At 64.2% G+C, this 25,749-nt stretch carries 25 protein-coding genes; 8 read left to right on the top strand and 17 right to left on the bottom strand.

The annotated features are described in order from the left end of the window. Positions 1 to 26: 26 nt before the first annotated feature. Positions 27 to 914, bottom strand: coding sequence for a DMT family transporter (locus tag AC1DZ8_RS27085; protein ID WP_477301954.1), 888 nt, complete (start codon positions 912 to 914; stop codon positions 27 to 29). 151 nt (positions 915 to 1,065) lie between these two features. Continuing rightward, positions 1,066 to 2,571, bottom strand: a complete 1,506-nt coding sequence (locus AC1DZ8_RS27080) for a S10 family peptidase (RefSeq protein ID WP_477301952.1) — start codon at positions 2,569 to 2,571, stop codon at positions 1,066 to 1,068. Positions 2,572 to 2,708: 137 nt separating this feature from the next. Here AC1DZ8_RS27080 and AC1DZ8_RS27075 point away from each other — a divergent pair, with 137 nt between their 5' ends. Next, complete coding sequence (locus tag AC1DZ8_RS27075) at positions 2,709 to 3,215, top strand: OsmC family protein (RefSeq protein WP_477401898.1); 507 nt, start codon at positions 2,709 to 2,711, stop codon at positions 3,213 to 3,215. Positions 3,216 to 3,490: 275 nt separating this feature from the next. On the opposite strand, the gene AC1DZ8_RS27070 is transcribed toward AC1DZ8_RS27075, so the two are convergent. From AC1DZ8_RS27070 to AC1DZ8_RS27005, 14 genes are all read right to left on the bottom strand, one after another. Continuing rightward, positions 3,491 to 3,712: a hypothetical protein gene (locus AC1DZ8_RS27070; protein ID WP_023689120.1), complete on the bottom strand. Its 222-nt coding sequence runs from the start codon at positions 3,710 to 3,712 to the stop codon at positions 3,491 to 3,493. A gap of 138 nt (positions 3,713 to 3,850) precedes the next feature. Next, complete coding sequence (locus AC1DZ8_RS27065; protein ID WP_477301950.1) at positions 3,851 to 4,480, bottom strand: hypothetical protein; 630 nt, start codon at positions 4,478 to 4,480, stop codon at positions 3,851 to 3,853. 78 nt (positions 4,481 to 4,558) lie between these two features. After that, positions 4,559 to 5,314, bottom strand: a complete 756-nt coding sequence (locus AC1DZ8_RS27060) for an SDR family NAD(P)-dependent oxidoreductase (protein ID WP_477301948.1) — start codon at positions 5,312 to 5,314, stop codon at positions 4,559 to 4,561. Between the two features lie 30 nt (positions 5,315 to 5,344). Next, positions 5,345 to 6,826 (bottom strand): amidophosphoribosyltransferase, encoded by a 1,482-nt coding sequence (gene purF, locus AC1DZ8_RS27055; protein WP_112397309.1) that lies wholly within the window; start codon positions 6,824 to 6,826, stop codon positions 5,345 to 5,347. Positions 6,827 to 6,955: 129 nt separating this feature from the next. Beyond that, positions 6,956 to 7,627, bottom strand: coding sequence for a CvpA family protein (locus AC1DZ8_RS27050; protein WP_477301946.1), 672 nt, complete (start codon positions 7,625 to 7,627; stop codon positions 6,956 to 6,958). 48 nt (positions 7,628 to 7,675) lie between these two features. After that, on the bottom strand, positions 7,676 to 9,079 hold the full coding sequence (gene radA / locus AC1DZ8_RS27045; protein WP_477288147.1) for a DNA repair protein RadA: 1,404 nt from the start codon (positions 9,077 to 9,079) through the stop codon (positions 7,676 to 7,678). A 230-nt stretch (positions 9,080 to 9,309) separates the two neighbouring features. Then, complete coding sequence (locus AC1DZ8_RS27040; RefSeq protein ID WP_477288145.1) at positions 9,310 to 10,800, bottom strand: replicative DNA helicase; 1,491 nt, start codon at positions 10,798 to 10,800, stop codon at positions 9,310 to 9,312. A 218-nt stretch (positions 10,801 to 11,018) separates the two neighbouring features. Continuing rightward, on the bottom strand, positions 11,019 to 11,996 hold the full coding sequence (locus AC1DZ8_RS27035; RefSeq protein WP_477301944.1) for a small ribosomal subunit Rsm22 family protein: 978 nt from the start codon (positions 11,994 to 11,996) through the stop codon (positions 11,019 to 11,021). A gap of 2 nt (positions 11,997 to 11,998) precedes the next feature. Beyond that, on the bottom strand, positions 11,999 to 12,322 hold the full coding sequence (locus AC1DZ8_RS27030) for a YnfA family protein (RefSeq protein WP_477301942.1): 324 nt from the start codon (positions 12,320 to 12,322) through the stop codon (positions 11,999 to 12,001). A gap of 72 nt (positions 12,323 to 12,394) precedes the next feature. Next, positions 12,395 to 13,744: a class I SAM-dependent methyltransferase gene (locus tag AC1DZ8_RS27025; protein WP_477301940.1), complete on the bottom strand. Its 1,350-nt coding sequence runs from the start codon at positions 13,742 to 13,744 to the stop codon at positions 12,395 to 12,397. Positions 13,745 to 13,920: 176 nt separating this feature from the next. Continuing rightward, the gene (rplI, locus tag AC1DZ8_RS27020; RefSeq protein ID WP_477288139.1) at positions 13,921 to 14,505 is read right to left on the bottom strand and encodes a 50S ribosomal protein L9; all 585 of its coding nucleotides are present in this window, start codon (positions 14,503 to 14,505) and stop codon (positions 13,921 to 13,923) included. A gap of 220 nt (positions 14,506 to 14,725) precedes the next feature. Further along, the gene (rpsR, locus tag AC1DZ8_RS27015) at positions 14,726 to 14,974 is read right to left on the bottom strand and encodes a 30S ribosomal protein S18 (RefSeq protein WP_006203718.1); all 249 of its coding nucleotides are present in this window, start codon (positions 14,972 to 14,974) and stop codon (positions 14,726 to 14,728) included. Beyond that, on the bottom strand, positions 14,974 to 15,474 hold the full coding sequence (rpsF, locus tag AC1DZ8_RS27010; RefSeq protein ID WP_112560792.1) for a 30S ribosomal protein S6: 501 nt from the start codon (positions 15,472 to 15,474) through the stop codon (positions 14,974 to 14,976). The genes rpsR and rpsF overlap by 1 nt, the downstream gene beginning before the upstream one ends. A 325-nt stretch (positions 15,475 to 15,799) precedes the next feature. Then, positions 15,800 to 17,728: an LTA synthase family protein gene (locus AC1DZ8_RS27005; RefSeq protein WP_477301937.1), complete on the bottom strand. Its 1,929-nt coding sequence runs from the start codon at positions 17,726 to 17,728 to the stop codon at positions 15,800 to 15,802. Between the two features lie 278 nt (positions 17,729 to 18,006). Here AC1DZ8_RS27005 and fabD point away from each other — a divergent pair, with 278 nt between their 5' ends. From fabD to gmk, 7 genes are all read left to right on the top strand, one after another. Then, positions 18,007 to 18,969, top strand: a complete 963-nt coding sequence (fabD, locus tag AC1DZ8_RS27000; protein WP_477301935.1) for an ACP S-malonyltransferase — start codon at positions 18,007 to 18,009, stop codon at positions 18,967 to 18,969. A gap of 44 nt (positions 18,970 to 19,013) precedes the next feature. Then, positions 19,014 to 19,751, top strand: a complete 738-nt coding sequence (fabG, locus tag AC1DZ8_RS26995; RefSeq protein WP_477301933.1) for a 3-oxoacyl-[acyl-carrier-protein] reductase — start codon at positions 19,014 to 19,016, stop codon at positions 19,749 to 19,751. Between the two features lie 199 nt (positions 19,752 to 19,950). Next, the gene (locus tag AC1DZ8_RS26990) at positions 19,951 to 20,187 is read left to right on the top strand and encodes an acyl carrier protein (protein ID WP_006203723.1); all 237 of its coding nucleotides are present in this window, start codon (positions 19,951 to 19,953) and stop codon (positions 20,185 to 20,187) included. A 34-nt stretch (positions 20,188 to 20,221) separates the two neighbouring features. Then, positions 20,222 to 21,484 carry a beta-ketoacyl-ACP synthase II gene (gene fabF, locus AC1DZ8_RS26985; RefSeq protein ID WP_477301931.1) on the top strand — a complete coding sequence of 421 codons (1,263 nt, stop codon included), beginning with the start codon at positions 20,222 to 20,224 and terminating at the stop codon, positions 21,482 to 21,484. A 202-nt stretch (positions 21,485 to 21,686) separates the two neighbouring features. Next, positions 21,687 to 22,946: an endolytic transglycosylase MltG gene (mltG, locus tag AC1DZ8_RS26980; protein WP_477301929.1), complete on the top strand. Its 1,260-nt coding sequence runs from the start codon at positions 21,687 to 21,689 to the stop codon at positions 22,944 to 22,946. 256 nt (positions 22,947 to 23,202) lie between these two features. Next, on the top strand, positions 23,203 to 24,093 hold the full coding sequence (locus AC1DZ8_RS26975) for a YicC/YloC family endoribonuclease (protein ID WP_477301927.1): 891 nt from the start codon (positions 23,203 to 23,205) through the stop codon (positions 24,091 to 24,093). Positions 24,094 to 24,099: 6 nt separating this feature from the next. Further along, complete coding sequence (gmk, locus tag AC1DZ8_RS26970; RefSeq protein WP_162712060.1) at positions 24,100 to 24,774, top strand: guanylate kinase; 675 nt, start codon at positions 24,100 to 24,102, stop codon at positions 24,772 to 24,774. A gap of 131 nt (positions 24,775 to 24,905) precedes the next feature. On the opposite strand, the gene rsmA is transcribed toward gmk, so the two are convergent. Continuing rightward, positions 24,906 to 25,745 (bottom strand): 16S rRNA (adenine(1518)-N(6)/adenine(1519)-N(6))-dimethyltransferase RsmA, encoded by an 840-nt coding sequence (gene rsmA, locus AC1DZ8_RS26965; RefSeq protein ID WP_477301924.1) that lies wholly within the window; start codon positions 25,743 to 25,745, stop codon positions 24,906 to 24,908. Between the last annotated feature and the right edge of the window lie 4 nt (positions 25,746 to 25,749).

The raw sequence follows: 25,749 nt of genomic DNA, 5'->3' as shown, positions 1-25,749 counted from the left end.
CCACCATTCTGTCAGCACAGCGATACTCATAGCCGCTTGCGGAAATGTTCGTTTCCGATGATCAGCATGCCGGCACCGACGATCAGCGCCGCCCCCAAAAACACCTCGCGGCGCGGAACGTCGCCCCAGATGGCAAAGCCGAGCCCGAAGGCCCAGACCAGCGAGGTGTATTCGAACGGCGCCACGATCGACACCGGCGCCCGCTTCATGCCTTCGAAAAGCATGAATTGCGCCACGCCGCCGAGCGCGCCGACGCTGATCAAAAGCAGCAACTGGCGCCAGTCCGGCATCTGCCAGACCAGCAGCGCCGGCACCGCCGAAAACACCAGGAAGTAGAAATTGTTGAGCACAAGCTGGATCAGCGTGCGCTCGGCCATCGCCGTCTTGCGCAACAGCACCACGGCGATGCCCCACAGCACCGCCGCCGCCAGCACCAGAAGCATCGGCATCGACAGGCCGAGATGGGCCGGATCGCAGGCAATGAAGACGCCGACGAAGCCGATGAACACCGCCAGCCAGCGCAACAGTGGCACCTTTTCGCCAAGCATTACAACCGACAGCACGGTGACGATGATCGGCGCGGCGTAATAGATGGTGGTGAGTTCGGCCAGTTGCAGCGAGCGGGCGGCGTTGTAGTAGCAGAGCCAGGCGCCAAGCGTGAAGGCGCTGCGCAGCAGCATCGGCCGCACGATGGGCGAGCGCATTGTGTCGGCAAAGATGCGCGGCCCGCCGATTGCCACGCAGGCGAGGAGCACGGTGATGGAGCGGAAGAACATGATCTGCCAGACGCTGATGCCCACGACCAAAAGCTTGATCGCCGCGTCCTGCGTCGAAAACAGGAAATAGGCAGCACCTGTGAACAGGATGCCGGCAAGCACCCTTTCGCGGGTTTCCAATATGGCAATATCGGCCATGCGGCGTCGGCCTATGTCAGAAAGACATTGAAGGCGGCTCCGGCCCCTGTCGGACCCGCTTGCATCAGCTATACGGGCGAAAGCTGGCGCGGCGCTGCTCCAGCGCCGGCCTTGCGTTGGCGCAGCCTGGCGAACCGCGCTGTCGCGGCGCTTACTGCGTCGCCTGATAAAGCTCCGCAACGGCCTCCTTCAGCGCGCGCCGGCCGTCGGGCCGGAAATACATCATGTGGCCGCCTTCGACGACGTCGAGACGGATGGGTTTTGCGCCGCCGAGCGTCGGGAGCTGGTTCACCAGATAGCGTGAGGCGAGATAGGGCGTCACCAGGTCGGTGTCGCCATTGACGATCACCACGCCGAGCGCCGGGTTCAGCGAGCGCGCGCGCTGCAGATCGTCCATCACCCCGGCATAACCTTGCCGCGAGCCGCCGTAGTCCCAATTGTGGGTCACGTCGCCATTGAGCAGCCGGAAGCTGACGTCGGTACGAAAATTCAGCTCGTCGCGCGCATAGGCGACGAAGGCCGAGGTCAGTGCCGGCACGCTGCGGTCGAGCACCGGATCAGGGCCGGCGCTGCGGGCGCTTTCCGGCGCGATGTCGGCAGTGGCGATCATGCCGTCATAAGGGCTGAGCACCTTGCCGCCGGTGCGCTGAAATTCACGCGCGAACAGGCCGGTCGGAATGCGGGCGAAATTGCGTTGCACGAGCTCGAGCGGCAGGCCCGTGATCTCGGCCACGCGCTGGCTGGCCAGCCGCCCGCCTTGTTCCAGCCCGCTGGTCAGAGCCGTGAGGTAGTCACCCAGAGCGTACTGTTCGACCACGGCGAGTTTTTCACGCAATGCCTCGCCGCTGATGCCTTCGCTGCGCAGCCGCACCGCCGCCAGCGAGGGCAGTTCGAGCGCCCAATGCAGCGGCTGGAATTCGTCTGGCAGCACCAGCGTGAATTCCAGCGCCGGCGAGATCAGCACGATGCCGTTCGGGCTCAGGCCAACATCCTCCTGCAGGGTCCTGGCGAGAAGCGCCGCCCGAAACCCGCCATAGCTTTCACCGGCAAGGAAGAGCGGCGATCCGGTGCGGCCGTTCTGGGCGAGATAGAGCCGGATGAAAGCGCCGATCGAACTGGCGTCCTGGCTGACGCCCCAAAAATCTTTCGTGTCCTGGCCGGGCGCCTCGCGGCTGTAGCCGGTGCCGACCGGATCGACGAAAACGAGATCGGTCATGTCGAGCCAGCTGTCGGGATTGTCGATGAGCTTTTGCGGCGGCGGCAGGAATTGCCCATCCGCGCCGGTCGCGATGACGCGCGGCCCGAGCGCGCCGAGATGCAGATAGGCCGACGCGGCGCCCGGACCGCCATTGAAGACGAAGGTGATGGGACGAGCCTTCTCCGCGCCCGCCGCTGGCGGCAGCGTGTAGGCGACATAGAAGATTTCCGCCGTGACCTGGCCTTTGCCGGAAAGCAGCGACAGCGTGCCGGCCTTTGCCTGGTAGTCGAGTTTGCGCCCGGCAATGGTGATCGAATGGCTGGTGATCTGCGGCGCCGGCAGCAGCGAAAGCACACCCCCGGCAGGGGCGGGGCGCTCGGGCGTTTCGGAGAGGCCGGGCTGCGCGAAGGCGACAAGCATCAGGAGAATTGCGGGAATAAGCTTCAGCTTGGCACGCATGACACCTCCGGGAATGGCTCCCGCATAGGTATGGTCTAGGCGGTCGAAGTCAAAGTAACTATTCGCGACGTCGTGGCCTCTCTGTCCCGCCGGCATATCAGTGCTATCAAAGCGTGAAGGACTCGAAAGGACAGACCATGGACGCCACCGAACTCAAAGCCATGCAGGCGCCGCTGAAGGAGGCTTATCGGGGCGATGCCGCGCAGGCGCTGATCACGCTTCGCGCCAGGGGCTCGATCGACGACCAGTCGATTGCCTGCAAGGTCGAGACGGGCAGGGCGATTGCCGTGGCCGGGCTGCATCCGGCGACTGGCGGCTCGGGGCTCGAATTGTGCTCGGGCGACATGCTGCTCGAGGCGCTGGTGGCGTGCGCCGGGGTGACGCTGAAGGCGGTGGCGACGGCGCTGGAGTTCAGGCTTGGTGCTGCCACCGTCGAGGCCGAAGGCGATCTCGACTTTCGCGGCACGCTGGGCGTGGCCAAAGATGCCCCGGTCGGCTTCCGCGCCATCCGGCTGAATTTCAACCTCGACACGGACGAGCCGCAGGAGCGCATCGATTCACTCATCAAGCTGACCGAACGCTATTGCGTGGTGTTCCAGACCATCAACAGCAAGCCGGAGTTGACAGTGAGCGCGCGGCGCTGATCTCCCCCCTTGAGGGCAGGGGAATCGCATATGCGGAACAAAGATGGAATCTCGCGACGTTTGTTCTCGACGCGATTCCGATTTGTTCGCCGTTCGATTCCTCGAAAGAGTCCATATGCGATTGCCCTGCCCTTGAGGGGGAGATGTCGCCGAAGGCGACAGAGGGGGTCGGGCCGACCGGGCGCGACCTCATACGGCAGAAGGAGGTTGGCGCTCTACGCGCGGCGACCCCCTCTGGCCTGCCGGCCATCTCCCCCTCAAGGGGGGAGATTACGCTACTGCGCCGCCGGCTCTTCCGCGTCACCCTCATCAGTGAACGGCGAGGCGCTCGGCACGCAGTTCACCGCCCAGCCGGCCGGGGTCGGCTGCTTCTGGTATTCGGTGATGGCGTTGGTGCATTGTTCGCGGGTGTCAAAGGTGCTGGGCAGCACCACCATGCCGCCTTGCGGGCCGGCGATCACCAGGTACCAGACCAATGCTACGCTGGGAGCAGCCATGGGAATTCCTCGCTTTGCTGGATGTCGGATTCGGATCGACCCTAGCAACTCCCGGCTGATGGCGAAAGCAGGGCGACGGGGGAGCGGCTCGCCGGATCATCACAGACCCGTGAACAGAACCGCTCCCCCAGACGTCTCTCAGTTCACCGCAAAGCAGTAGAACAGGCCGTCGCCGCCGGTGCCTTTCAGCGCGTCCTGGCTGCAGCCGCCGCGCGAAGCATGCGAGGAGTTCCAGGATTTCGCCGCCGCCGACTCGTCCAGCCCGGTGCGGTCGTGATGGCCCATCATCGCCGCGCCCTCCGCCCCGCTCAACGTCCAGTCGCCGCAGGTCTGGTCGGCGATTTTGGTGCCGTCGGGCTTCGAGCCGGTCAAAATGTCGTGCCGGTTCGGCTTGTCGCCACGGCCGTTGACCACTTCGCCCTTTTCGGTGAGCGCCGTCTGCTTGGTGATGGCGTTGGCATCGCTGTGCAGCGAGGCGACGTCGTCTGCGATCTTTTCGCCCTTGGCGTTGACCCACGGACCCTTGCCGATGCGGTCGCGCGCATCGACATCGGCGGTCGAGAGATAGGCGTGCCATTCCTTGCCGGTCACCCCAGCAGCCTCTGCCAGCGAGGCGCAATGCGCATCGGCGCCCTTGAGCCCGCCGAGATCGGCGCCCTTGCCGGAACCGACACTCGTCACGAAGAAGCTCATCTTGGCGTCTTGGGCGAAGGCTGCGCCAGCCGTGGCGGCAATCGCAGCGGTGGCAACGAGAAGAAGTCTACGCATGTCGGTCCTCCGGTTTCGAATGTCCTACATTCGAAGAAACGTAACTGGAGGCCTGTTTAATCCCGGTTCAATCCGGTTTTATTCCGGCTGCCGGTAGGCGACGAAGCGCTGGTGCCTGGCCTGGAAGATCAGCCCTGTTTCTTTCAATTCCGGGCTCGCCAGCGGCACGATGCGTTTCGCGATCTCTGATGGGTGCGGCAGCGTCCCCGGATCTTCGCCGGGCGCGGCCTGAGCACGCATCGCGGTGCGGGTGGCGCCGGGATCGACAGCATTGATGCGCAGCGCCATGCTTTGTGTCTCATGCGCCCAGGAGCGCGCCATGGCTTCCACCGCCGCCTTCGACGCCGCATAAGGCGCCCAGAAGGCGCGCGCCGAATGCGCGGCCCCAGATGACATGAGAATGGCGCGGCCGGCGTCGGAGAGCCTGAGCAGCGGGTCGACCGAGCGGATCAGCCGCCAGGTCGAGGTGACATTAATGGTCATCACCTTCTCGAAGGTTTTCGCCTCGACGTGGCCGATCGGGGAGATGACGCCGAGCACGCCGGCATTGGCCACGAGGATGTCGAGCTTGCCCCAGCGCTCATGAATGGCGCCGCCCAGCCGGTCGATACCAGGCATGTCGGCAAGGTCGAGCGGCACCAGCGTCGCTTCGCCCTTGCCGGTTTTCGCGCGTTCGGCCTTGATCTGGTCGTCGAGCTCTTCCAGCCCGCCGACGGTGCGGGCAACCGCAATCACATGCGCGCCGGCGGCGGCCAGTTCTTTCGCGATGAAATAGCCAATGCCGCGCGAGGCGCCGGTGACGACCGCTATGCGGCCGGAGAGGTCGAGGGTCATGCAGTCGCTTTCAAGGGTGGCAGTGCGGCTTTACGCCCCGTTGTTCGCCAGCAGCGACAGGGTGCGCACATTGTCGTGGCCTTCGAAGTCGAGCAGGCGGGTCGGGTACTGGCCGGTGAAGCAGGCGTCGCAGAATTGCGGCTGCTCATTGTCGCGGCCGGCCTCGCCGACGGCGCGATAGAGCCCGTCGATGGTGAGGAAGCCGAGTGAATCGACGCGGATGAATTCGGCCATTTCCTCGATCGACATGCGCGACGCCAGAAGCTTCGACTTCTCCGGCGTGTCGACGCCGTAGAAGCACGACGCGCTGGTCGGCGGCGAGGCGATGCGCATATGCACTTCCCGGGCGCCGGCATCGCGCACCATCTGCACGATCTTCTGGCTGGTGGTGCCGCGCACGATGGAATCGTCGACCAGCACCACCCGCTTGCCTTCGATCATGCGGCGGTTGGCGTTGTGCTTGAGCTTGACGCCCATATGGCGGATGGAATCGCCGGGCTGGATGAAGGTGCGCCCGACATAGTGGTTGCGGATGATGCCAAGCTCGAAGGGAATGCCCGCGGCTTGCGAAAAGCCGATCGCGGCCGGCGTGCCGGAATCCGGCACCGGCACGACGATATCGGCCTCGACCGGGCTTTCCTGCGCCAGTTCGGCGCCGATGCGTTTGCGCACCTCATAGACATTGCGGCCTTCGACCGAGGAGTCGGGACGGGCGAAATAAACATATTCGAAGATGCAGAAGCGGGTCTTCTGCGGCTCGAACGGGAACAGGCTCTCAATGCCCTTCGAGGTCACGACGACCATCTCGCCAGGCTTCAGGTCGCGCACGAAGCGGGCGCCGATAATGTCGAGCGCGCAGGTTTCGGAGGCGAGGATCCAGGCGCCGTCGAGGTCGCCGAGCACCAGCGGGCGGATGCCGAGCGGGTCGCGGCAGCCGATCATCTTCTTGGAGGTCATCGCCACCAGCGAGAAGGCGCCTTCGACCTGGCGCACGGCGTCGATGAAGCGAGAGTTGAGGTCGCGCTCCTTGCTGGTCGCAACCAGGTGCAGCAGTGTCTCGGTGTCGGAGGTCGACGAGAAGATCGCGCCCTGCTTCTGCAGCGCGCGCTGCACGGTCATGGCGTTGGTGAGGTTGCCGTTGTGGGCAACGGCGAAGCCGCCATCAGCAAGCTCGGCGAAGAAGGGCTGGATGTTGCGCATGCCGGCACCACCGGTCGTGGCGTAGCGCGTGTGGCCGATGGCGCGATTGCCTTGCAGGCTGTCAATGACATGCTGCTTAGTGAAAGTGTCGCCGATCAGGCCGACATGGCGTTCGACATGAAACTGCGTGCCGTCGTAGGAGACGATGCCGGCCGCTTCCTGGCCGCGATGCTGCAGCGCATGCAGGCCAAGCGTGACGATGGCCGCGGCGTCCTGCCGGCCGAAAATGCCGAACACACCGCATTCGTCGTGGAAATGATCGTCTGCTTCGGCGGAAAGCACGTCGTCTGCGTCTGCCTTCGAAACTGCCATGGGGCTCAAGCTCCGCTAAAATGGCCATATAAGGCGACAGCGCCGCGAAAGCAACGCACGCCGTGCGCCGTTTACATCATAGTCAGCTCATAAATGGCGCCCGCCCGGTGGGCGCCATACCGTTTCAGGTCAGTTTGCCGGTGCGGCCGGGGCCGGAGCGGCGGGCTGTGCCGGCGCATTGTCGGCCGGAGCGTCGGTCTCGTCGTCGGGCGCTGGCGCATCCTCGCCTGTTGCCGGAGCATCCGCCGCCGGCGCATCGGCTGCCGGAGGTGTCTCGGGTGCTGCCGGCTGATTCGGATTGAGCTTCTTCAGGATGGCGTTTTCCGGATCCTCGGGCAGCAGGCTTTCCAGCTTGGCGCCGATGGTTTCGAGCAGCGGCTTCGACTTGGCGTTGGCGATCCAGGCCGGAGCCTTCGCGCCGGCCAGCCAGTTGAAGAACAGAAGCGCCACCGCAACGACAAGGATGCCGCGCGCCGCGCCGTAGAGGAAGCCGAGCGTACGGTCGAGCGCGCCGATCCTGGAATCGATGATCCAGTCGGCGAGCTTCATGGTGATGACGGAAACGACGATCAGCGCGATGAGGAAGACGATGCCGGCGGACGCCGCCATGGCGATCTTGTCACTTTCGACATAGGGCTGAACGTAAGGCAGCACCGGCTTGTAGAAGAAGAACGCCGCCGCGGCGGCAGCTGCCCAGGAGACGACGGACAGGATTTCGCGGGACAAGCCGCGAACCATGGCGAGCATCGCCGAGACCAGGGTGAAGCCGACGAGAATTCCGTCAAGCAGCGTAATCGGCATGTTGTTCGCCCCACTCCGATTCTCTTTTCACGGCTCGGGCGAGCCGCGTTAGTCTTCCTCGTCGACACGGCTGCGCCTTGAGCCGGCTATGCGTGCCACGAGATCGGCAAGTTCGGTTGGCTGGAAAGCGCCGGCTCCGATCCCCCCGACAACCTCCTCGCTGCCCAAGGGCAGAACCGCACTTCCAAAACCCAGCTTTTCGGCCTCTTTAAGGCGTTGCTGCGCATGCGCAACTGGCCTCACTGCGCCCGACAGGCTGATTTCGCCGAAATAGACGCAATCGGCGGGAAGGGCAAGACCGGTGAGCGACGAAACCAGTGCAGCAGCGACCGCCAGATCGGCAGCCGGCTCGGAAATGCGGTAGCCGCCGGCAACGTTGAGATAGACATCGTGGGTGCCGAAGCGCACGCCGCAATGTGCCTCGAGCACGGCCAAAATCATCGACAGCCGTGCGCCGTCCCAGCCGACGACGGCGCGGCGCGGCGTGCCCAGCGAGGACGGTGCCACCAGCGCCTGAATCTCGACCAGCACCGGCCGCGTGCCCTCCATCCCGGCGAAAACCGCCGCACCGGGCGATTTCGCATGGCGCTCGCCAAGGAACAGCTCCGACGGATTGGCGACTTCGCGCAGGCCCTTGTCGGACATTTCGAAGACGCCGATCTCGTCGGTCGGGCCAAAACGGTTCTTCACCGTGCGCAGGATGCGGTAGTGGTGGCCGCCTTCGCCTTCGAAATAGAGCACCGCGTCGACCATGTGCTCGACGACGCGCGGGCCGGCGATCTGGCCTTCCTTGGTGACATGGCCGACCAGAACGATGGCAGCGCCGGTCGATTTGGCGTAGCGGATCATCGCCTGGGCGGCGGCACGCACCTGGGTGACGGTGCCGGGTGCCGAATCGGCCATGTCGGTCCACAGCGTCTGGATCGAATCGAGGATGACGAGGTCCGGCCGCCTGCCGTCGGCGATGGTTGCCAGGATATCCTCGACATTGGTTTCGGCGGCGAGTTCGACAGGTGTGTCGGCGACGCCAAGCCGCTGCGCCCGCAGCCTGATCTGGGCGACTGCCTCTTCGCCCGAGACATAGACGATGCGATGGCCTTTTGACGCCAGCGCCGCGGCCGCCTGGGTGAGCAGCGTCGACTTGCCGATGCCGGGATCGCCGCCGACCAGCAGCGCCGAGCCGCGCACGAACCCGCCGCCGGTGGCGCGGTCGAGTTCGCCGATGCCCGAGATGATGCGCGGCGCATCCTCGATGTCGCCGGACAGGCTGGTCAGCACCACGGCGCGGCCCTTGCGGGCATTGCGCGTGTTGGCCGGTCCGGAGCCAATGCCGCCCGACGTGCCTTCCTCGACCAGCGTGTTCCACTCGCCACACGCATCGCATTTGCCGGCCCAGCGCTGATGCACCGAGCCGCAATTCTGGCAGATGAACTGGACGCGGGATTTAGCCATGGGGCGGGGCGGCCTGCAAATAGCCAGAGGTCGGCGATCCTGCGCACCCCCCTCTGTCCTGCCGGACATCTCCCCCGCAAGGGGGGAGATTGGCTGCCATCGATGCTTTCGCCAATCGCCGACGTCGCAAGATGAGCGCCACCCGCAAAGCCGCTGATCTCCCCCCTTGCGGGGGAGATGGCCGGCAGGCCAGAGGGGGGTGTGACGGAGTGTGACGGTAGGCCAAAAAGCTACTCAAACCTCTCCGCAATATGATGCTCTTCAGCAAGGTCGGAAAACCGCGTGAATTCGCCATGGAAGGCGAGGCTGACCGAGCCCGTCGGGCCGTGGCGCTGCTTGGCGACGATGACTTCTGCCTTGCCGCGCATCTCGTTCATCTCGTGTTCCCACTTGATGTATTCGTCGGTTCCGGGCTTGGGCTCGCGGTTCTTCAGATAATATTCCTCGCGATAGACGAAGATCACCACGTCGGCGTCCTGCTCGATCGAGCCGGATTCGCGAAGGTCGGAGAGTTGCGGGCGCTTGTCTTCACGGCTTTCGACCTGACGCGACAGCTGCGACAGCGCGATGATCGGCACGGAGAGTTCCTTGGCCAGCGCTTTGAGGCCGGTGGTGATCTCGGTGATTTCCTGCACGCGGTTCTGCGAGGCCTTGGCGGATGAACCCTGCATCAGCTGGATATAGTCGATGACGATGAGGTCGAGGCCGCGCTGGCGTTTTAGGCGGCGCGCACGAGCGGACAGCTGGGCAATGGAAATACCGCCGGTCTGGTCGATGAACAGCGGGATTTTCTGCATGGTCTGCGAGCAGGCGACCAGTTTCTCGAAATCCATCTCCGAAATCTCGCCGCGGCGGATTTTTGACGACGAAATTTCCGTCTGTTCGGAAATGATACGGGTAGCCAGCTGTTCAGACGACATTTCCAGCGAGAAGAAGCCGACGACGCCGCCATTGGCTGCCTTGAACGAACCATCGGCCTGCTGCGCCGGCACATACATCTCGGCAATGTTGAAGGCGATGTTGGTGGCGAGCGATGTCTTGCCCATGCCCGGACGGCCGGCAATGATGATCAGATCCGACGCCTGCAGGCCACCCATGCGGCGGTCGAGATCGCGCATGCCTGTGGCAAGGCCTGACAGGTGGCCGTCGCGCATATAGGCGGCGTTGGCCATGTCGACGGCGGTCTTGACGGCGTCGGTGAAGCTTTCGAAGCCGCCATCATAACGGCCGGTTTCGGCCAGTTCGAACAGGCGCCGCTCGGCATCCTCGATCTGCTCGGAGGGCGCCATGTCGACCGGCGCGTCATAGGCGATGTTGACCATGTCCTCGCCGACCGTGATCAGCGCGCGGCGCGTGGCCAGATCATAGATGGCGCGGCCATAGTCGGTAGCGTTGACGACGGTGACGGCTTCGACGGCGAGGCGCACGACATATTGCGCCACCGTCATGTCGCCGACCTTCTCGTCGGCCGGCAGGAAGGTTTTCAGCGTGATCGGCGTCGCCACCTTGCCCATGCGGATGAGCTCGGCTGCGACCTCGAAAATCTTTCGGTGCAGCGGCTCATAGAAATGGCCGGCCTTGAGGAAGTCGGAGACCCGGTAGAAGGCATCGTTGTTGACGAGGATGGCGCCGAGCAGCGCCTGCTCGGCCTCTATGTTGTTCGGCGCCTCACGATAAAGCGGTTGCTCCGCCACGCCGAATTTTCGTGCTGCCTCTGCCATGATGTCCCCGATTTCGATCCCGGCTTCTCGATACCAGAACGCGAAAGATCCGGTGCTGACTTATATGCATCAGTTGCATTCAATCGGCGTTGATGCCCGCTGTTCACAGGGACGGCAAACCGTCCACAGGACAGAATTCCGGTGCTCTGATTCCGATTGACTCGCCAAATGCTGATTGTATTGGTTCGACAGGAACGAAGCAAGAACAATCTCGGTCGCTATTCGATTCTTCCATCCAATGTATCGCCCCAGTCGAGCCGCCGCGCTGCCTTGAACAGCTCGCCGTCTCGCTTGGTGAAAAGCGTCTCGCCGGCCCTGCCGTCCGGCAGGCACAGTTTGAGCAGCACCTTGCCGGAGCCCGATTTCGGCGGCGCGATGACGCGCGGCTGATGTGCAGGCGCCGGTTGCCGCGACGCCCCGACGTAGATGAACTTCTCGTCCTCCCACGGCACATCCGCATCCTTGGCCAGCCGGTGCAGGCGCGAGCGTGCGACGCGGCGCGAAAAATGGCACCAGTCGGGCGGCTCAAGCGGGCAGGGCGCCTCGTGCGGGCAAGGCGCCAGCACATGCGCGCCGGCCTCTATCAGTTGCCGACGCACGGCAAGGATGCGCTGCCAGCCGGCCGGCGTGCCCGGTTCGACGATCAGCAGCGTGTCGGCGGTCAACTGCCAGAGCCGTGCGACAAGCTTCGGCAGCGATGCCGGCGCGATCTCGTCCAGCACATAGGCGCAGGTGACCAGATCGGCAGGCTTGAGATCGGCAAGGTCGATGGTGACGTCGCCGGCGCGCCAGTCGGTGCTGGCGGCGATGGTTTTAAGAGCGAGCGACTGGCCGACCTTGCGCACGGCCGCACTGGCTTCAACCAGCACCGCCTGCTGAAGATCAGGCCACTGGTCCGTGGTGGCCCAAAGCACCGTGCCAGGACCGGCGCCGACATCGAGCAAGCTCTTTGGCTGAAAGTCGGGCCGTGCATCGGCGAGCGCATCGAGGCTGGCGCGCACCGCGGCATAGGTCGCCGGCAGCCGCGTCGCCAGATAGGCTTTCACCGCCATCTCCTCGGCCATGTGCAGGCGGCCATCGCGCAGTTCGGCGCGGTAGCGGTCGGACAGCGTCTTGGCCGCCTGGCGCAGTGCCGGCAGCGGTATCGTTTCGAGCAGGCGTTCGACGCCTTGTCTGAGCGGTGCCGGCAGTTCCACGCTCAGGCTCCGCGCGGTGCGAGCAGGATGACGGAGGTGCCGGCAATGCACAGAGCCGCGCCGGCGAGGTCCCAGCGGTCTGGGCGCACGCCTTCCACCAGCCACAGCCAGCCGAGCGAGGCCGCAATGTAGATGCCGCCATAGGCGGCATAGGCACGGCCGGCGACCGACGTGTCGACCAGTGCCAGCAGGAAGCCGAACAGAGCCAGCGAGACAAGGCCGGGCGCCAGCCACAATGGTGACTTTTCAAGCCGCCACCAGGCCCAGAAGGAAAAGCAGCCGGCGATCTCGGCCAATGCGGCGGCGATGTAGAGGAGGTAGGTCATGAAAAAGGTCTCGGCATAGCGAGACCTTTTTCATGTTTGGGCAGGCGATGGCAAGACCGATGGGGCCCTTGGCTACTCCCGATCCGACACCTTGCGGCGGCGTGCCGGTTTGGCGGCCGCGGACCTTGCAGCCACAGACCTCGAAGCAACCGACCTGGCAACAGCAGGCTCGGCGGCTGCCGTTTCCTGTCGATGCCCCATCTCGCGCATTTCCAGCGCCTTTTCACATTTGGCCATGTAGTCGCGCGTCATCGGCAGCGTGTCGTTCCTCTTGGCGATCTGGATCTGGAAAATCACCAGATCCTGCCAGCGGAAGGCGGCTTCCGAGGCGGCGAGATAGAATTCCCACATCCTGCAGAAGCGCTCGTCATAGATGGCCTTGGCCTTGTCGCGGTTGGCGGCAAAGCGCTGGCCCCAATGCTTCAGCGTATCGGCGTAGTGCAGCCGCAGCATCTCGACGTCGGTAACCACCAACCCCGACTTCTCGATCGCCGGCATCACCTCCGACAGCGAAGGGATGTAGCCGCCCGGGAAGATGTATTTGCGGACGAAGGCGCTGGTCGCCCACGGCACGCCGGAGCGGCCGATCGTGTGCAAGAGCATGACGCCGTCCGGCTTCAACAGCGTCGCCGACTTCTCGAAGAAGGTGCGGAAGTGGTTGACGCCGACATGTTCGAACATGCCGACCGAGACGATGCGGTCGAAGCGCTCGTTGAGTTCGCGGTAGTCCTTCAGGTCGAAATGCACGCGGTCCTGCAGGCCTTGCGCATGCGCCCGGTCGGTGGCGACGCCGTGCTGCTCGGTCGACAGCGTCACGCCCTGCACGTCGACGTCGAAAGCCTTGGCGAGGTAGAGGCCAAGCCCACCCCAGCCGGAGCCGATGTCGAGCACGGTCTGGCCGGCCTTCAGCCTGAGCTTGGCGGCGATGTGGCGCTTCTTGGCGACCTGCGCCTCGTCGAGCGTCATGTCCGGCTGTTCGAAATAGGCGCAGGAATACTGCATGTCCTCGTCGAGGAAGAGCCGGTAGAGGTCGCCCGACAGATCGTAGTGGCGCTGCACGTTGCGGCGCGAGCGCGAGGCGGTGTTGATCTGCTGCAGGCGGCGGAAAGCGTGGCGCAGGCCCTCGATCGCTTTCGACCAGGTGGCATCGATGCCGCCGCTGCCCATGTTCTGGAAGGCGATGCGCATCAGGCCGAGAACGCCGCCTTCAAGGATGTCGAGTTCGCCGTCCATGTAGGATTCCGGTACCGCCAGCATCGGATCGAAGGTGATGGCGCGTTCGGCGTGCCTGGTCTTGATGTGCATGTGCACCGGCTCGCCGCTGCCGTCGCCGAAAACCACAGTCAAACCCTTCGGCCCTGTCACCTTGAGATTGCCTGTGCGCACCAGGCGGTCGAGAACGCGCTTCAACAGAATATTCATCACCAAATGTCCCCTCACGGTCAGACTGGCTGTCTAATTCTGCCTCAATATATAGGGGCTCGAAAAGTTCCATTTGGCATAAAAATGCCCGGGCGAGACGCCCGGGCATTGGTCCACAAAGGCTGGATGACGACAATGTGATTGGGAGCGGTGCTCCCTCCCTTGTCGTTAAGCGATCAGGCGTTGTCTTCGCCGCCTTCGAACTCGGTGTTCGGGTCGAAGAAGTTCTCCGGCCGCGCATTGTCGTTGATGTCGTCGCCATAGATGGCTTCGGCGGTGGTCAGCGTCTCGCCCTTGGCCTGACGCTCGGCTTCCTCGGCCGTGCGGGCGATGTTGAGGCTGATGGTGACCTCGACTTCCGGATGCAGCGCGATCGCCACATTGGTGACGCCGATGGTCTTGATCGGCTGGTTGAGCTGGATCTGGTTGCGGTTGACCGAAAAGCCTTCCGCCGTCAGCAGCTCGGCGATGTCGCGGGTCGACACCGAGCCGTAGAGCTGGCCGGTCTCGCCGGCCGAGCGCACGGCGATGAAGCTCTTGCCGTCGAGCTTTTCGGCAACCTGGCTGGCTTCCGACTTGCGCTCGAGGTTGCGGGCTTCGAGCTGGGCGCGCTGTCCTTCGAACTTCTTCTTGTTGGCTTCGTTGGCGCGCAGCGCCTTGCCCTGCGGCAAGAGGAAGTTGCGGGCAAAGCCGTCCTTGACCTTGACGGTATCGCCCATCTGGCCGAGGCGGGAAACGCGTTCGAGAAGAATAACTTGCATGGTCTTGTTCCTTCGTCTGGGCACCGACCGCGGGATCGGCGCCGAATTGAATGGAACAGGTCAGGAAGCTCGGGGCGCGCCTTGGCGCCGGTGTCGCTGTCCTGCCTGTCGCGGCAGTTAGAGGCTTTTTCACCTCAACTCGGGATTTTGATGCTCGAACCGGTCGCGCCCGTCACGGCCGGTGAAAAAGAGCAGGCGGCGAACCGCCCGCTCGAAAGTCTTAGCGAACCACGTAGGGCAGCAGGCCGAGGAAACGGGCGCGCTTGATCGCCTTGGCGAGTTCGCGCTGCTTCTTCTGGCTGACGGCGGTGATGCGCGAAGGCACGATCTTGCCGCGCTCGGAAATGTAGCGCTGCAGCAGACGCACGTCCTTGTAGTCGATCTTGGGCGCGTTGGCACCGGAGAACGGGCAGGTCTTGCGGCGGCGATGAAACGGGCGCCGGGTCGGGATCTGATTGATGTCGACCATTATTCTGCACCCCCTTCAACACCTTCGCGCGGACGGCGCGGACCACGATCGCCACCGGCGTCGCCGAACGAGCGCGGCGGACGGTCGCCACGGTCGCCGCGATCACGGTCGCCGAACGAGCGCGGACCACGATCACCACGGTCGCGGTCGCCGAAGCCGCCGCGTTCCGAGCGCTCTTCGCGCTTCTGCATCATGGCCGACGGGCCTTCCTCATGCGCCTCGACCTTGACGGTCAGGAAACGCAGCACGTCTTCGGACAGACCCATCTGGCGCTCCATCTCGTTGAGCGCTGCCGGCGGGCAGGTGAGGTCCATAAGCGTGTAGTAAGCCTTCCGGTTCTTGTTGACCCGGTAGGTGAGGGACTTCAGTCCCCAGTTCTCGACCCGGCCGACGGACCCGCCATTTGCGGAGATGACGCCCTTGTACTGTTCGACAAGCGCATCGACCTGCTGCTGCGAGAGGTCCTGCCGGGCAAGGAACACATGTTCGTATAGAGCCATAGTGGTTCAGTGCCTTTCTTCGTTTCTCTCCCGGATCCTCGCGGCAAAAGCCTCTGCAACTTCTCTGACCCGCTGGTCCCGAAAGGGGCGGGGAAGAAAGGAGCATTTCGAGACGGTCGAGAGCGGAGACACGGGAGGCGGAAGCGCTTCTGGCTTCACACGAAGGTTTTGGGTAAAGCCTCCGGCCCTCCGTTCAGCCCCCAGCAAGGACCGGCAGATTGCGGGCGTCTATACAGCAATTTGGCTGGAAGGCAAGGGTAGGACATCGGCCGGCGGCCGTTTTGACGCGCGTCACGGCCGCTGGCCGCTCAGCTCACCCGTCTGCTCAACTTGTATGGGCGACGACCTTGTCCACCGTTTCGGGGAAGAAATCGGGCGCGGCCTTACGCTTGCCGAACATCATGTCGTACTGCAGCAGGCGGAAATCGTTGATCGCCGGATCGACGTCCTTCTGCCGCGCCCAATCGGGCGTCGCTTCGCCTGACGGCGTCAGCAGAAGATTGCGGTCGACGACGCGATAGCGTTCGCGCAGCGCGCCGAGGAAGCCGGTGTAGAAGGGGTGCGTGATGCCGGCCGTGGTCAGGATGTGGTAGGGCAGGAAGGCCGGACTGACCGCGCCCATATCCTGCGCCGGACCGGTGCGGTTCGACCAGATGATCAGCGGCGTCTGGTGGTGCTCAAGTGCCGCCTCCGGCGTCGGCTCCTTGCGCGGCGCGACATTGTCTTTCAGGAAGCCGGTCTCGACATAGACGGGACCGAGCGGCGGCAGATGGTCGCCGAAGAAGGCGATGACCGTCGGCCGCTCACGCTTCTTCGCCCAGTCGATCAGCCGTTCGAGGCCTCGGTCGGCATCGGCCGAACCCTCGGCGTAGCTGAGCAGCGATTCCCGCGCCCATGTGCTGATAGGTGCCGCGACCTTGTGGGTCGGATTGTAATAGCGGTACGGCTCGTAGGGGCCGTGGTTCTGCAGGCTGACGGCGAAGAAGAACACCGGATCCTCGCTGGCATCGGCCTCGGCGATGATCTCGTCGGTCATTGCCGCGTCGGAGGCCAGCGGCCCGCGCTTTTCCAACGGCGGCAGCGTCTCTTCCGAGCGGAAATCGTTGAAGCCGAAATCGGCATAGACCGCGCCCCGGTTCCAGAACCAGTTGGTGCCAGGATGGATGGCGCGCGCCCGGTAGCCTTCGCTTTTCAGGAAGGTCGCCAGCGACGGCGTCGGCGTGCGCACATATTGCTGATAGGGGATCGAGCCCGCCGGCAGGAAGGCATTGGAAAAGCCGGTCAGCGCCTCGAATTCGATGTTGGCGGTCATGCCGCCGAATTCCGGCGAGAACATATAGCCCGAGCGCAAAGCCCGCACATTGGGGATCGGGTCCGGCGTGATGGTAACGCCGGGCAGCTTGGTCGGATCCCAGAAGGATTCGCTCATCACCACGATGATGTCGGGTTTCTCGTCCGGCACCGAGGCCGTCACATCAGGCCTGTCGATCGCGTCGATCGCCTTGTCGGAATAGCCGGCCGGCGCAGAAACATGCGCCATCGGCACGTTGAGCGCGAAAGCCAGCGCAAAGCCGTTGGAGGCGTAGTTCTCCTTCTGGTCCCACATGATCGGGATGATCTGCAGCCGGTCGCGGGTCCACGAGAAGGTGGCGTAGTCCATGATCGAGACGAAGAAGGCGAGCAGCGGCACCGCCAGCGTCAGCCGCGCCAGGCGCCCCTTGCGGCTGAGGATCGGCACCTTGCGGCGCCACAGCCGCCAGCCATAGATCAGCAGCGACAGTCCGGCGACGATGCCGACGGCCATGGCCACGGCCGTCCAGGGCCGCTCACGCACCAGGAGCGGCATCAATGCCATGATCTGGCGCGAATAGAGGAAATCGGTCGGGTAGAGCGGATCGCCGAGATAATGCGACTTCTGGTGCCCGACGAAGGCCAGCGCCAGCGTCAGCGGCGCCACGATCATCAGGCTCTGGTGGCTGCGGCCAAGCACGGCGTCCAGTCCGATCAGCACCAGCGCAAAGACGATGATGGTGGTCCAGCCAGGTTTGAAGGGCTGCAGAAAGAAGTCGACCGTGCCGAAGAAGTCGCCGCGCACGATCCATTCGATGGCAAACACCAGGACGGCGGCGGCAAGCAGCGTGACTAGGCCATAGCGGATGACAGGCCATCTGCGCCCCGGCAGATAGCCGGTGGACGGATCGTCTTCCAAGAACTGTGGCGCGGGTACTGCCGCGCCCTTCCTGATCCTTGCCACGTCTTTTCCCCCGGCCCAAGCAACGCGCTTTTCCACACGCGTCACCGTTCTGTCATAGAACTGTCATCCAAAAGCTAGCGCCTGTGGCGAAAATAAGAAGAGCCAGCAAACGATTCGTGAGCGGTTTTCATCAGGAGTGATCGGCAAAAAGCCTTTCGGAACAGGGACTCAAGGCTGGCTTCCACCTCGGACAAGGGCCGAAATGCCGCCAGCGGGCTTGACTTGGCGGTCCGCCTTGCGTCACAGGCAGGAAAAATCAGGCGCTGGAGAGAGCCCAAATGACCGTTGCATTCACCTTTCCGGGACAGGGCAGCCAGGCTGTCGGCATGGGCAAGGACCTTGCCGACGCCTTCCCCGAGGCGCGCAGGGTCTTCGAGGAAGTCGATGACGCGCTGGGTGAAAAGCTGTCGAAATTGATCTGGGAAGGCCCGGAAGAGACGCTGACCCTGACCGCCAATGCCCAGCCGGCGCTGATGGCGGTGTCATTGGCCGCGGTGCGGGCGCTGGAAGCGCGCGGCTTTTCGCTGAAGGGCAAGGTTGCCTATGTCGCAGGCCATTCGCTCGGCGAATATTCAGCCCTTGCCGCCGCCGGTTTCGTTTCGGTCGCCGATGCGGCCCGGTTGTTGCGCATTCGCGGCAATGCCATGCAGGCGGCGGTGCCGGCCGGCGAGGGTGCGATGGCGGCGATCATCGGACTGGAACAGCCCGATGTCGAAGCCGCTTGCACTGAAGCCGCAGCCGGGTCCGGCAAGGTCTGCCAGATCGCCAACGACAATGGCGGCGGCCAGCTGGTGATCTCCGGCGCCAAGGTTGCCGTCGAACTCGCCGCAAAACTGTGCACCGAAAAGGGCGCCAAGCGGGCGCTGATGCTGCAGGTCTCCGCCCCCTTCCATTCGGCGCTGATGGCCCCGGCGGCCAACGTCATGCGCGAGGCGCTGGCGGGTGTGACCAAGAATGCGCCGGTGGTTCCCGTCGTTTCCAACGTCACCGTGACCCCGACCAGCGATCCCGACGAGATCGCACGGCGCCTGGTCGAGCAGATCACTGGCCGCGTGCGCTGGCGCGAAACGGTGGAGTGGTTCGGCGCCAATGGCGTCACAACGCTCTACGAGATCGGCGCCGGCAAGGTGCTGTCCGGCCTGGCACGGCGCATCAACCGCGACATCGCCACATCGGCAGTCGGCACGCCCGCCGATGTCGAGGCGGCGCTGGCCGCCTTGCATAATCCACTGGCGATTTGACCCCTCTCGTGGGAAGGGTGTTCTCTTAAGATCAGGAGACGAAAATGTTCGAACTGACCGGCCGCAAGGCGCTTGTCACCGGCGCATCGGGAGGCATTGGCGAGGGGATTGCCCGCGTGCTGCACGCGCAAGGCGCCATTGTCGGCCTGCACGGCACCCGCATCGAGAAGCTGGAGACCCTGGCTGCCGAACTCGGCGACCGCGTAAAGCTGTTTCCGGCCAATCTGGCCGACCGCGACGAGGTCAAGGCGCTTGGCCAGAAGGCCGAAGCCGAGCTCGAAGGCGTCGACATACTGGTCAACAATGCCGGCATCACCAAGGACGGACTGTTCGTGCGCATGGCGGATGCGGACTGGGATTCGGTGCTGGAAGTGAACCTCACCGCCGTGTTCCGGCTGACCCGTGAACTCACCCATCCGATGATGCGCCGCCGCCATGGCCGCATCATCAACATCACTTCGGTGGTCGGCGTCACCGGCAATCCCGGCCAGACCAATTATTGCGCCTCCAAGGCCGGCATGATCGGCTTTTCCAAGTCGCTGGCGCAGGAGATTGCCACCCGCAACATCACCGTCAACTGCGTCGCCCCGGGCTTCATCGAATCGGCCATGACCGACAAGCTCAACGACAAGCAGAAAGAGGCGATCATGGCGGCGATCCCGACACGCCGCATGGGCACGAGTGTTGAAGTGGCGTCTGCCGTCGCCTATCTCGCCTCCAACGAAGCCGCCTACGTCACCGGCCAGACCATCCACGTCAACGGCGGCATGGCGATGATTTGAGGGGATAGGCCGGCTTGTGAAAAGTGACCATTTCGCCTTTTACCTTAGCCAATTTTCGTGTAATGCGGCCCGCAACCCGGCGGTTCGGGCAAAAACCGGTCCGGCGTCGTTGCGTTTCCGGCAGGACCATCTTTCAGCTTGATTAGCGGCATTCTGCCCGCTAACGAAGACAGACAAACAAAAGACGAGGATGCCCCAAATGAGTGACACCGCAGAGCGCGTCAAGAAGATCGTCATCGAACATCTTGGCGTCGATGCCGACAAGGTGACGGAGCAGGCGAGCTTCATCGATGATCTGGGCGCGGACAGCCTCGACACGGTCGAACTCGTCATGGCGTTCGAAGAAGAGTTCGGCGTCGAGATTCCGGACGATGCGGCCGAGACCATCCTGACGGTCGGCGACGCCGTGAAGTACATCGACAAGGCTTCGGCCTGACGCTATCCGCAGTCATCACCGGGGAGGACCTGCGATGAGGCGTGTCGTCGTCACGGGCCTTGGCCTGGTTTCGCCATTCGGCATGGGCTTCGAGCACAGCTGGAAGGAACTGCTGACCGGCCGCAGCGCCGCCAAGCGCGTCACCGAGTTCGAAGTGGAAGATCTTGCCTGCAAGATTGCCCACGTCATTCCGCGCGGTGACGGCACCAACGGCACGCTCAATCCCGAAGCCGTGCTTGAGCCCAAGGAACTGCGCAAGATCGGCGACTTCATCCTTTACGGGATCGCGGCCGCCGACGAAGCGCTGAAGGATTCCGGCTGGGAGCCGAGCACCGAAGCCGAGCGTTGCGCCACCGGCGTCATGATCGGCTCCGGCATTGGCGGCCTCGAGGGCATCGCCGAGAATGCGCTGATCCTGCACGAGCGCGGACCGCGCCGCATCAGCCCGTTCTTCATTCCCGGTAACATCATCAACCTGGTCTCCGGCCAGGTGTCGATCCGGCACGGGCTGAAAGGCCCCAACCATGCCGTCGTCACCGCCTGCTCGACCGGCGCGCACGCCATTGGCGATGCCGCCCGGCTGATCATCTTCGGCGATGCCGACGTGATGCTGGCCGGCGGTGCAGAATCGCCGGTGACCAGGCTTTCGCTTGCCGGCTTCGCCGCTTGCCGGGCACTGTCCACCGAGCGCAACGACACGCCTGAAAAGGCCTCGCGTCCCTATGACCGTGACCGTGACGGCTTTGTGATGGGCGAGGGCGCCGGCGTCGTCGTGCTGGAAGAGCTCGAACACGCCAAGGCGCGCGGCGCCAGGATTTATGCCGAGGTCACCGGCTACGGCCTGACCGGCGACGCCTATCACATCACCGCACCCGCCGAAGACGGCGACGGCGCCTTCCGCTGCATGACGGCGGCGCTGAACCGGGCCAAGCTGACGCCCGCCGATCTCGACTACATCAATGCGCATGGCACCTCGACCATGGCCGACACGATCGAGCTCGGCGCCGTCGAGCGGCTGGTCGGCAATGCCGCCTCGAAGATCTCGATGTCGTCGACCAAGTCGTCGATCGGCCATCTCCTGGGTGCCGCGGGGGCCGCCGAGGCGATCTTCTCGATCCTCGCCATCCGCGACAACATCGCGCCCGCCACCATCAATCTCGACAACCCGGAACGCGAAACCGCGATCGATCTGGTAGCGAACACGCCACGGCCCCGCCAGATCGACGTGGCATTGTCCAACTCCTTCGGCTTTGGCGGCACCAACGCTTCGCTGGTGTTCCAGCGTTATATCGGCTGATTGCGGTATCGACCGGCGCGCCAGCGGTCTGTCGTCAATTTTGCCATATTCGAGCCTACTCTGCCGCTGGGGATTCGTCGCATCGGCCTGAAATCGAAGGCGCTTTTTTTAGAAGCACGATGCGTAGGCTTGAAATGTTAGGGCACGCTGTGCGTCCAACCGGACGCATGGTCGCTCTAAGAGATCAGATGGTAGGGCGCTTATGAACACCAATCCGGGCGGCAGCGGACAATTCGGACAAAACCAGCAGACCGGCCCGATCGTGCCGAAGACCGCGGCCGAGGCCTTGCGGCCGGAAGCCGGCACACCGCCGCCGAAGCGCTCTCGCGCCTCGCGCAGCCAGGTCGTGGTGTTCATGAACTTCGTCATCTCCGCGGTGATGTTGATGATCCTCGCCGCCGGCGTCTCGCTCTATTTCGGCAAGCAGGCGTTCAACGAACCGGGCCCCTCGGTCGCCGGCGACACCTTCTTGGTCAAGCCGAGCACCGGCGTCCAGGAGATCGCCGACCAGCTTGAACGGCGTGGATTGATCAGCGACGCCCGCATCTTCCGCATTGGCGTTCGCGTCTATGGCAATGATTCAGCGCTGAAGGCCGGCGAATACGAGGTCAAGCCGCGTGCCTCCATGCGCGACATCATGGAGCTTCTGAAGAGCGGCAAGTCGGTGATGTACTCGCTGACCATTCCCGAGGGCCTGACGGTCGAGCAGGCGCTGCAGCGCGTTGCCGAGCAGGATGCGCTGACCGGGGACATGCCGGCGACCAAGCCGGCCGAGGGCAGCCTTGCCACCGATACGTTGCGCTTCACCCGCGGCGCCACGCGCCAGCAGATGGTCGACAAGCTGCTCGCCGACCAGAAGAAGCTGGTCGATGAGGTCTGGCAGCGGCGCGCGCCCGACCTGCCTCTGGCCAATGTCGACGACTTCGTCACCTTGGCCTCGATCGTCGAAAAGGAAACCGGCAGGGGCGACGAGCGCTCGCGCGTTGCCGCCGTCTTCCTCAACCGTCTGGCCAAGGGCATGCGGCTGCAATCGGATCCGACCATCATTTACGGCCTGTTCGGTGGCAAGGGCAAACCCGCCGACCGGCCGATCTATCAGTCGGACATCGAGAAGCAGACGCCTTACAACACCTATCTGATCAATGGCCTGCCGCCGACGCCGATCGCCAATCCCGGCCGCGCCGCGCTCGAGGCCGTCGCCAACCCGTCGAAGACCGACGATCTCTACTTCGTCGCCGACGGCACCGGTGGCCATGTCTTTGCCACCACGCTTGCCGAGCACAATGAGAACGTTGCCCGCTACCGGGCGATGCAGAAAAAGCAGGCTGAAGACGCCGCCAAGGGCGCCAAGACCCCGGGCCAGACCGACGCGCCGGCGGATGGCGACGACAGCGGTGACGCCGGTGGCGATGCCGGCGCCGACAGCGGGGATGCCGGCGCCGATGCGGGTGCCGCCCAGTAGCAGGCCGGCGCTTTTTGACGGATTGACCTTACGCGCTGCGGACATAGACGACGCGTTGCTGCTTTGAACGCGCAACGCGGTTCGAAGCATATTGGGCCTTGCTCTGAGGCCTCTGCAGATTTCGACACTGCGAGCTCAAAACGACACCGGAAATCAACACCTTGCCGGTATTGCGATTCTGACATTCGCGCTGCCCGTGATATCGAACGCGAGCGGGATTTCAGAATCGGAACATCAGGGAGACACGAGCCGCATCATGAATTTGCAGAGCATGACCGGATTTGCACGCGCCGTCGCCGAGCACGACGGCGCCTCGATCGCCTGGGAGGTCAAGTCCGTCAACGGCAAGAGCGTCGAGGTCAGGCTGCGGCTGCCGCAAGGTTTTGAGCGGCTCGAGCCGGCGGTCCGGCAGACGCTGCAGAAGCGGTTTTCGCGAGGCAATTTCCAGGCGACGCTGACCGTCGGCCGCGCTGCCGGCCAGCAGGTGCAGCCGGTGGTCAACGACGTCTTCCTCCGGGATCTGGCCGGCCTGGCCAAGCGGCTGCAGGAGCAGTTCGGTGTTGCCCCGGCAACCGCCGACGGCCTGCTGTCCCTGCGCGGCGTATTGGATATACCTGAAACCAGCGAAACCGAAGAAGTGCGGGCAGCGCTCGACACGACAATCCTGGCAGCGCTGGAGGCGGCGCTTACAGGTCTCGAACAGGCACGCCAGAGCGAGGGTGAAGCGCTGCGCTCGCTGCTTTCCGGCCATATCGATGCCATCGAGGCGCTGACGCTCAAGGCCGAGGCCGACCCGTCGCGCGAACCGGCGGCAATCCGCGAGCGGATCGCCGAACAGGTGCGGCTGCTCATGGACGCGTCGGCCAATCTCGATGCCGGCCGGCTGCACATGGAAGCGGCGTTTCTGGCCACCAAGGCCGATATCCGCGAAGAGATCGACCGGTTGAAGACGCATGTGGCGTCGGGCCGTGCGCTGCTGGCAAATGGCGGCGCCATCGGCCGCAAGCTCGATTTTCTGGCGCAGGAATTCAACCGCGAATCGAATACGCTGTGTTCCAAGTCGAACGCCGCCGCCGTCACCGCCATCGGGCTGGAACTCAAGGCGGTGGTCGACCAGTTTCGCGAACAGGTCCAGAATCTGGAGTAACCCCAAATGGGTGCCAAGGAGCCGATGGTTGCCAGGGATCTGGGGTCCCGCATTCGCCGCCGCGGGCTGATGCTGGTCTTGTCGTCGCCGTCCGGCGCCGGCAAGTCGACGATCGCGCGTAACCTGCTGGAAAGCGATGGCAGCCTGGAACTGTCGGTCTCGGTCACCACCAGGCCACGCCGCGGCTCGGAGATCGAAGGTGTCCACTACCACTTCCGCACCATGCGCGAATTCGAGCGGCTGCGCGATTCCGACGCGCTGCTCGAATGGGCCGAGGTGCACGGCAATTGCTACGCGACGCCACGCGAGCCGGCCGAACTGGCGCTGGCGCAAGGGCGCGACATGCTGTTCGACATCGACTGGCAAGGCGCCCAGCAGCTCAAGGAGAAGATGCGCGCCGACATCGTCTCGATCTTCATCCTGCCGCCGTCCATGAAGGAATTGAAGGCGCGGCTGAAGCGCCGCGCCGAGGATCAGGAGCAGGTCATCGAGACCAGGCTGAAGAACGCCCGCAACGAGATCGAACACTGGAAGGAATACGACTTCGTCATCGTCAACGACGATCTCGACCGCGCCTTCGCCGAAGTGCGCGGCATCGTGACGGCAGAACGGCTTCGGCGCGACCGCCGGCCGGGTTTGTTCGATTTCGTATCGGGGCTGTTGGACGAGAAGACGGAGTGAATCTTCCTTCTCCCCGTTTATGGGGAGAAGGTGGCCGAAGGGCCGGATGAGGGCGGCACCGTGCCTACGAACGTTTGCACTGCCCCTCATCTGTCTGCCGGCATATTCTCCCCGTAAACGGGGAGAAGGAACTACACAGCGTTCGTCAGCCTTACGAACTCCTCGACGCTGAGCGTCTCCGCCCGCCGGGTCGGATCGATGTTGGCTCGCATCAGCAAGGCCTCGCCCCCCAGGCTCTTCACGCTCTGCCGCAGCATCTTCCGGCGCTGGCCGAAGGCGGCCTCGGTGACGCGGCCGAGTTTTTTCACGTCGGTCGCCAGCGGGCTGGCACGCGGCACCAGATGCACCACCGAGGAAGTCACCTTGGGTGGCGGCGTGAATGCTTGCGGCGGCACGTCGAAGGCGATCCTCGCTTCGGTGCGCCAGCCGGCCAGCACGCCGAGCCGGCCATAGGCGTCGCTGCCCGCGCCGGCGACGATGCGCTCGGCCACCTCGCGCTGAAACATCAGCGTCATCGATTGATAGAAGGGCGGCCAGTCGGCAACGGTCAGCCAGCGGATCAGAAGCTCGGTGCCGATATTGTAGGGCAGGTTGGCGGCAATCCTTACCGGGCCGCCGCCTTGCGACGCGGCATTGGCAAGCGTGGCAAAATCCGTCTTCAGCGCGTCGCCGCTGATCACCTCGAGCCGGCCCGGATAGTGGCTGGAGACCTCGGCCAGCGCCGCCAGGCAGCGTTCGTCGCGTTCGATGGCGATGACGCGTCGGGCGCCGGCAAGCAGCAGCGCCCTTGTCAGCCCGCCCGGCCCCGGGCCGACCTCGATCACCGTGCTGTTGGTCAGGTCGCCGGCGACGCGCGCGATCTTGCCGGTCAAATTGAGGTCGAGCAGGAAATTCTGGCCAAGCGCCTTCTTCGCTTGCAGCCCATGACGTTCGATCACCTCGCGCAGCGGCGGTAGTCCATCGATGCTCATGGCT

The sequence above is a fragment of the Mesorhizobium sp. P2_F7 genome, from assembly GCF_056403695.1.
Note: the sequence above shows the minus strand (reverse complement) of the source record. Positions and strands in the feature narration are given on the sequence as shown.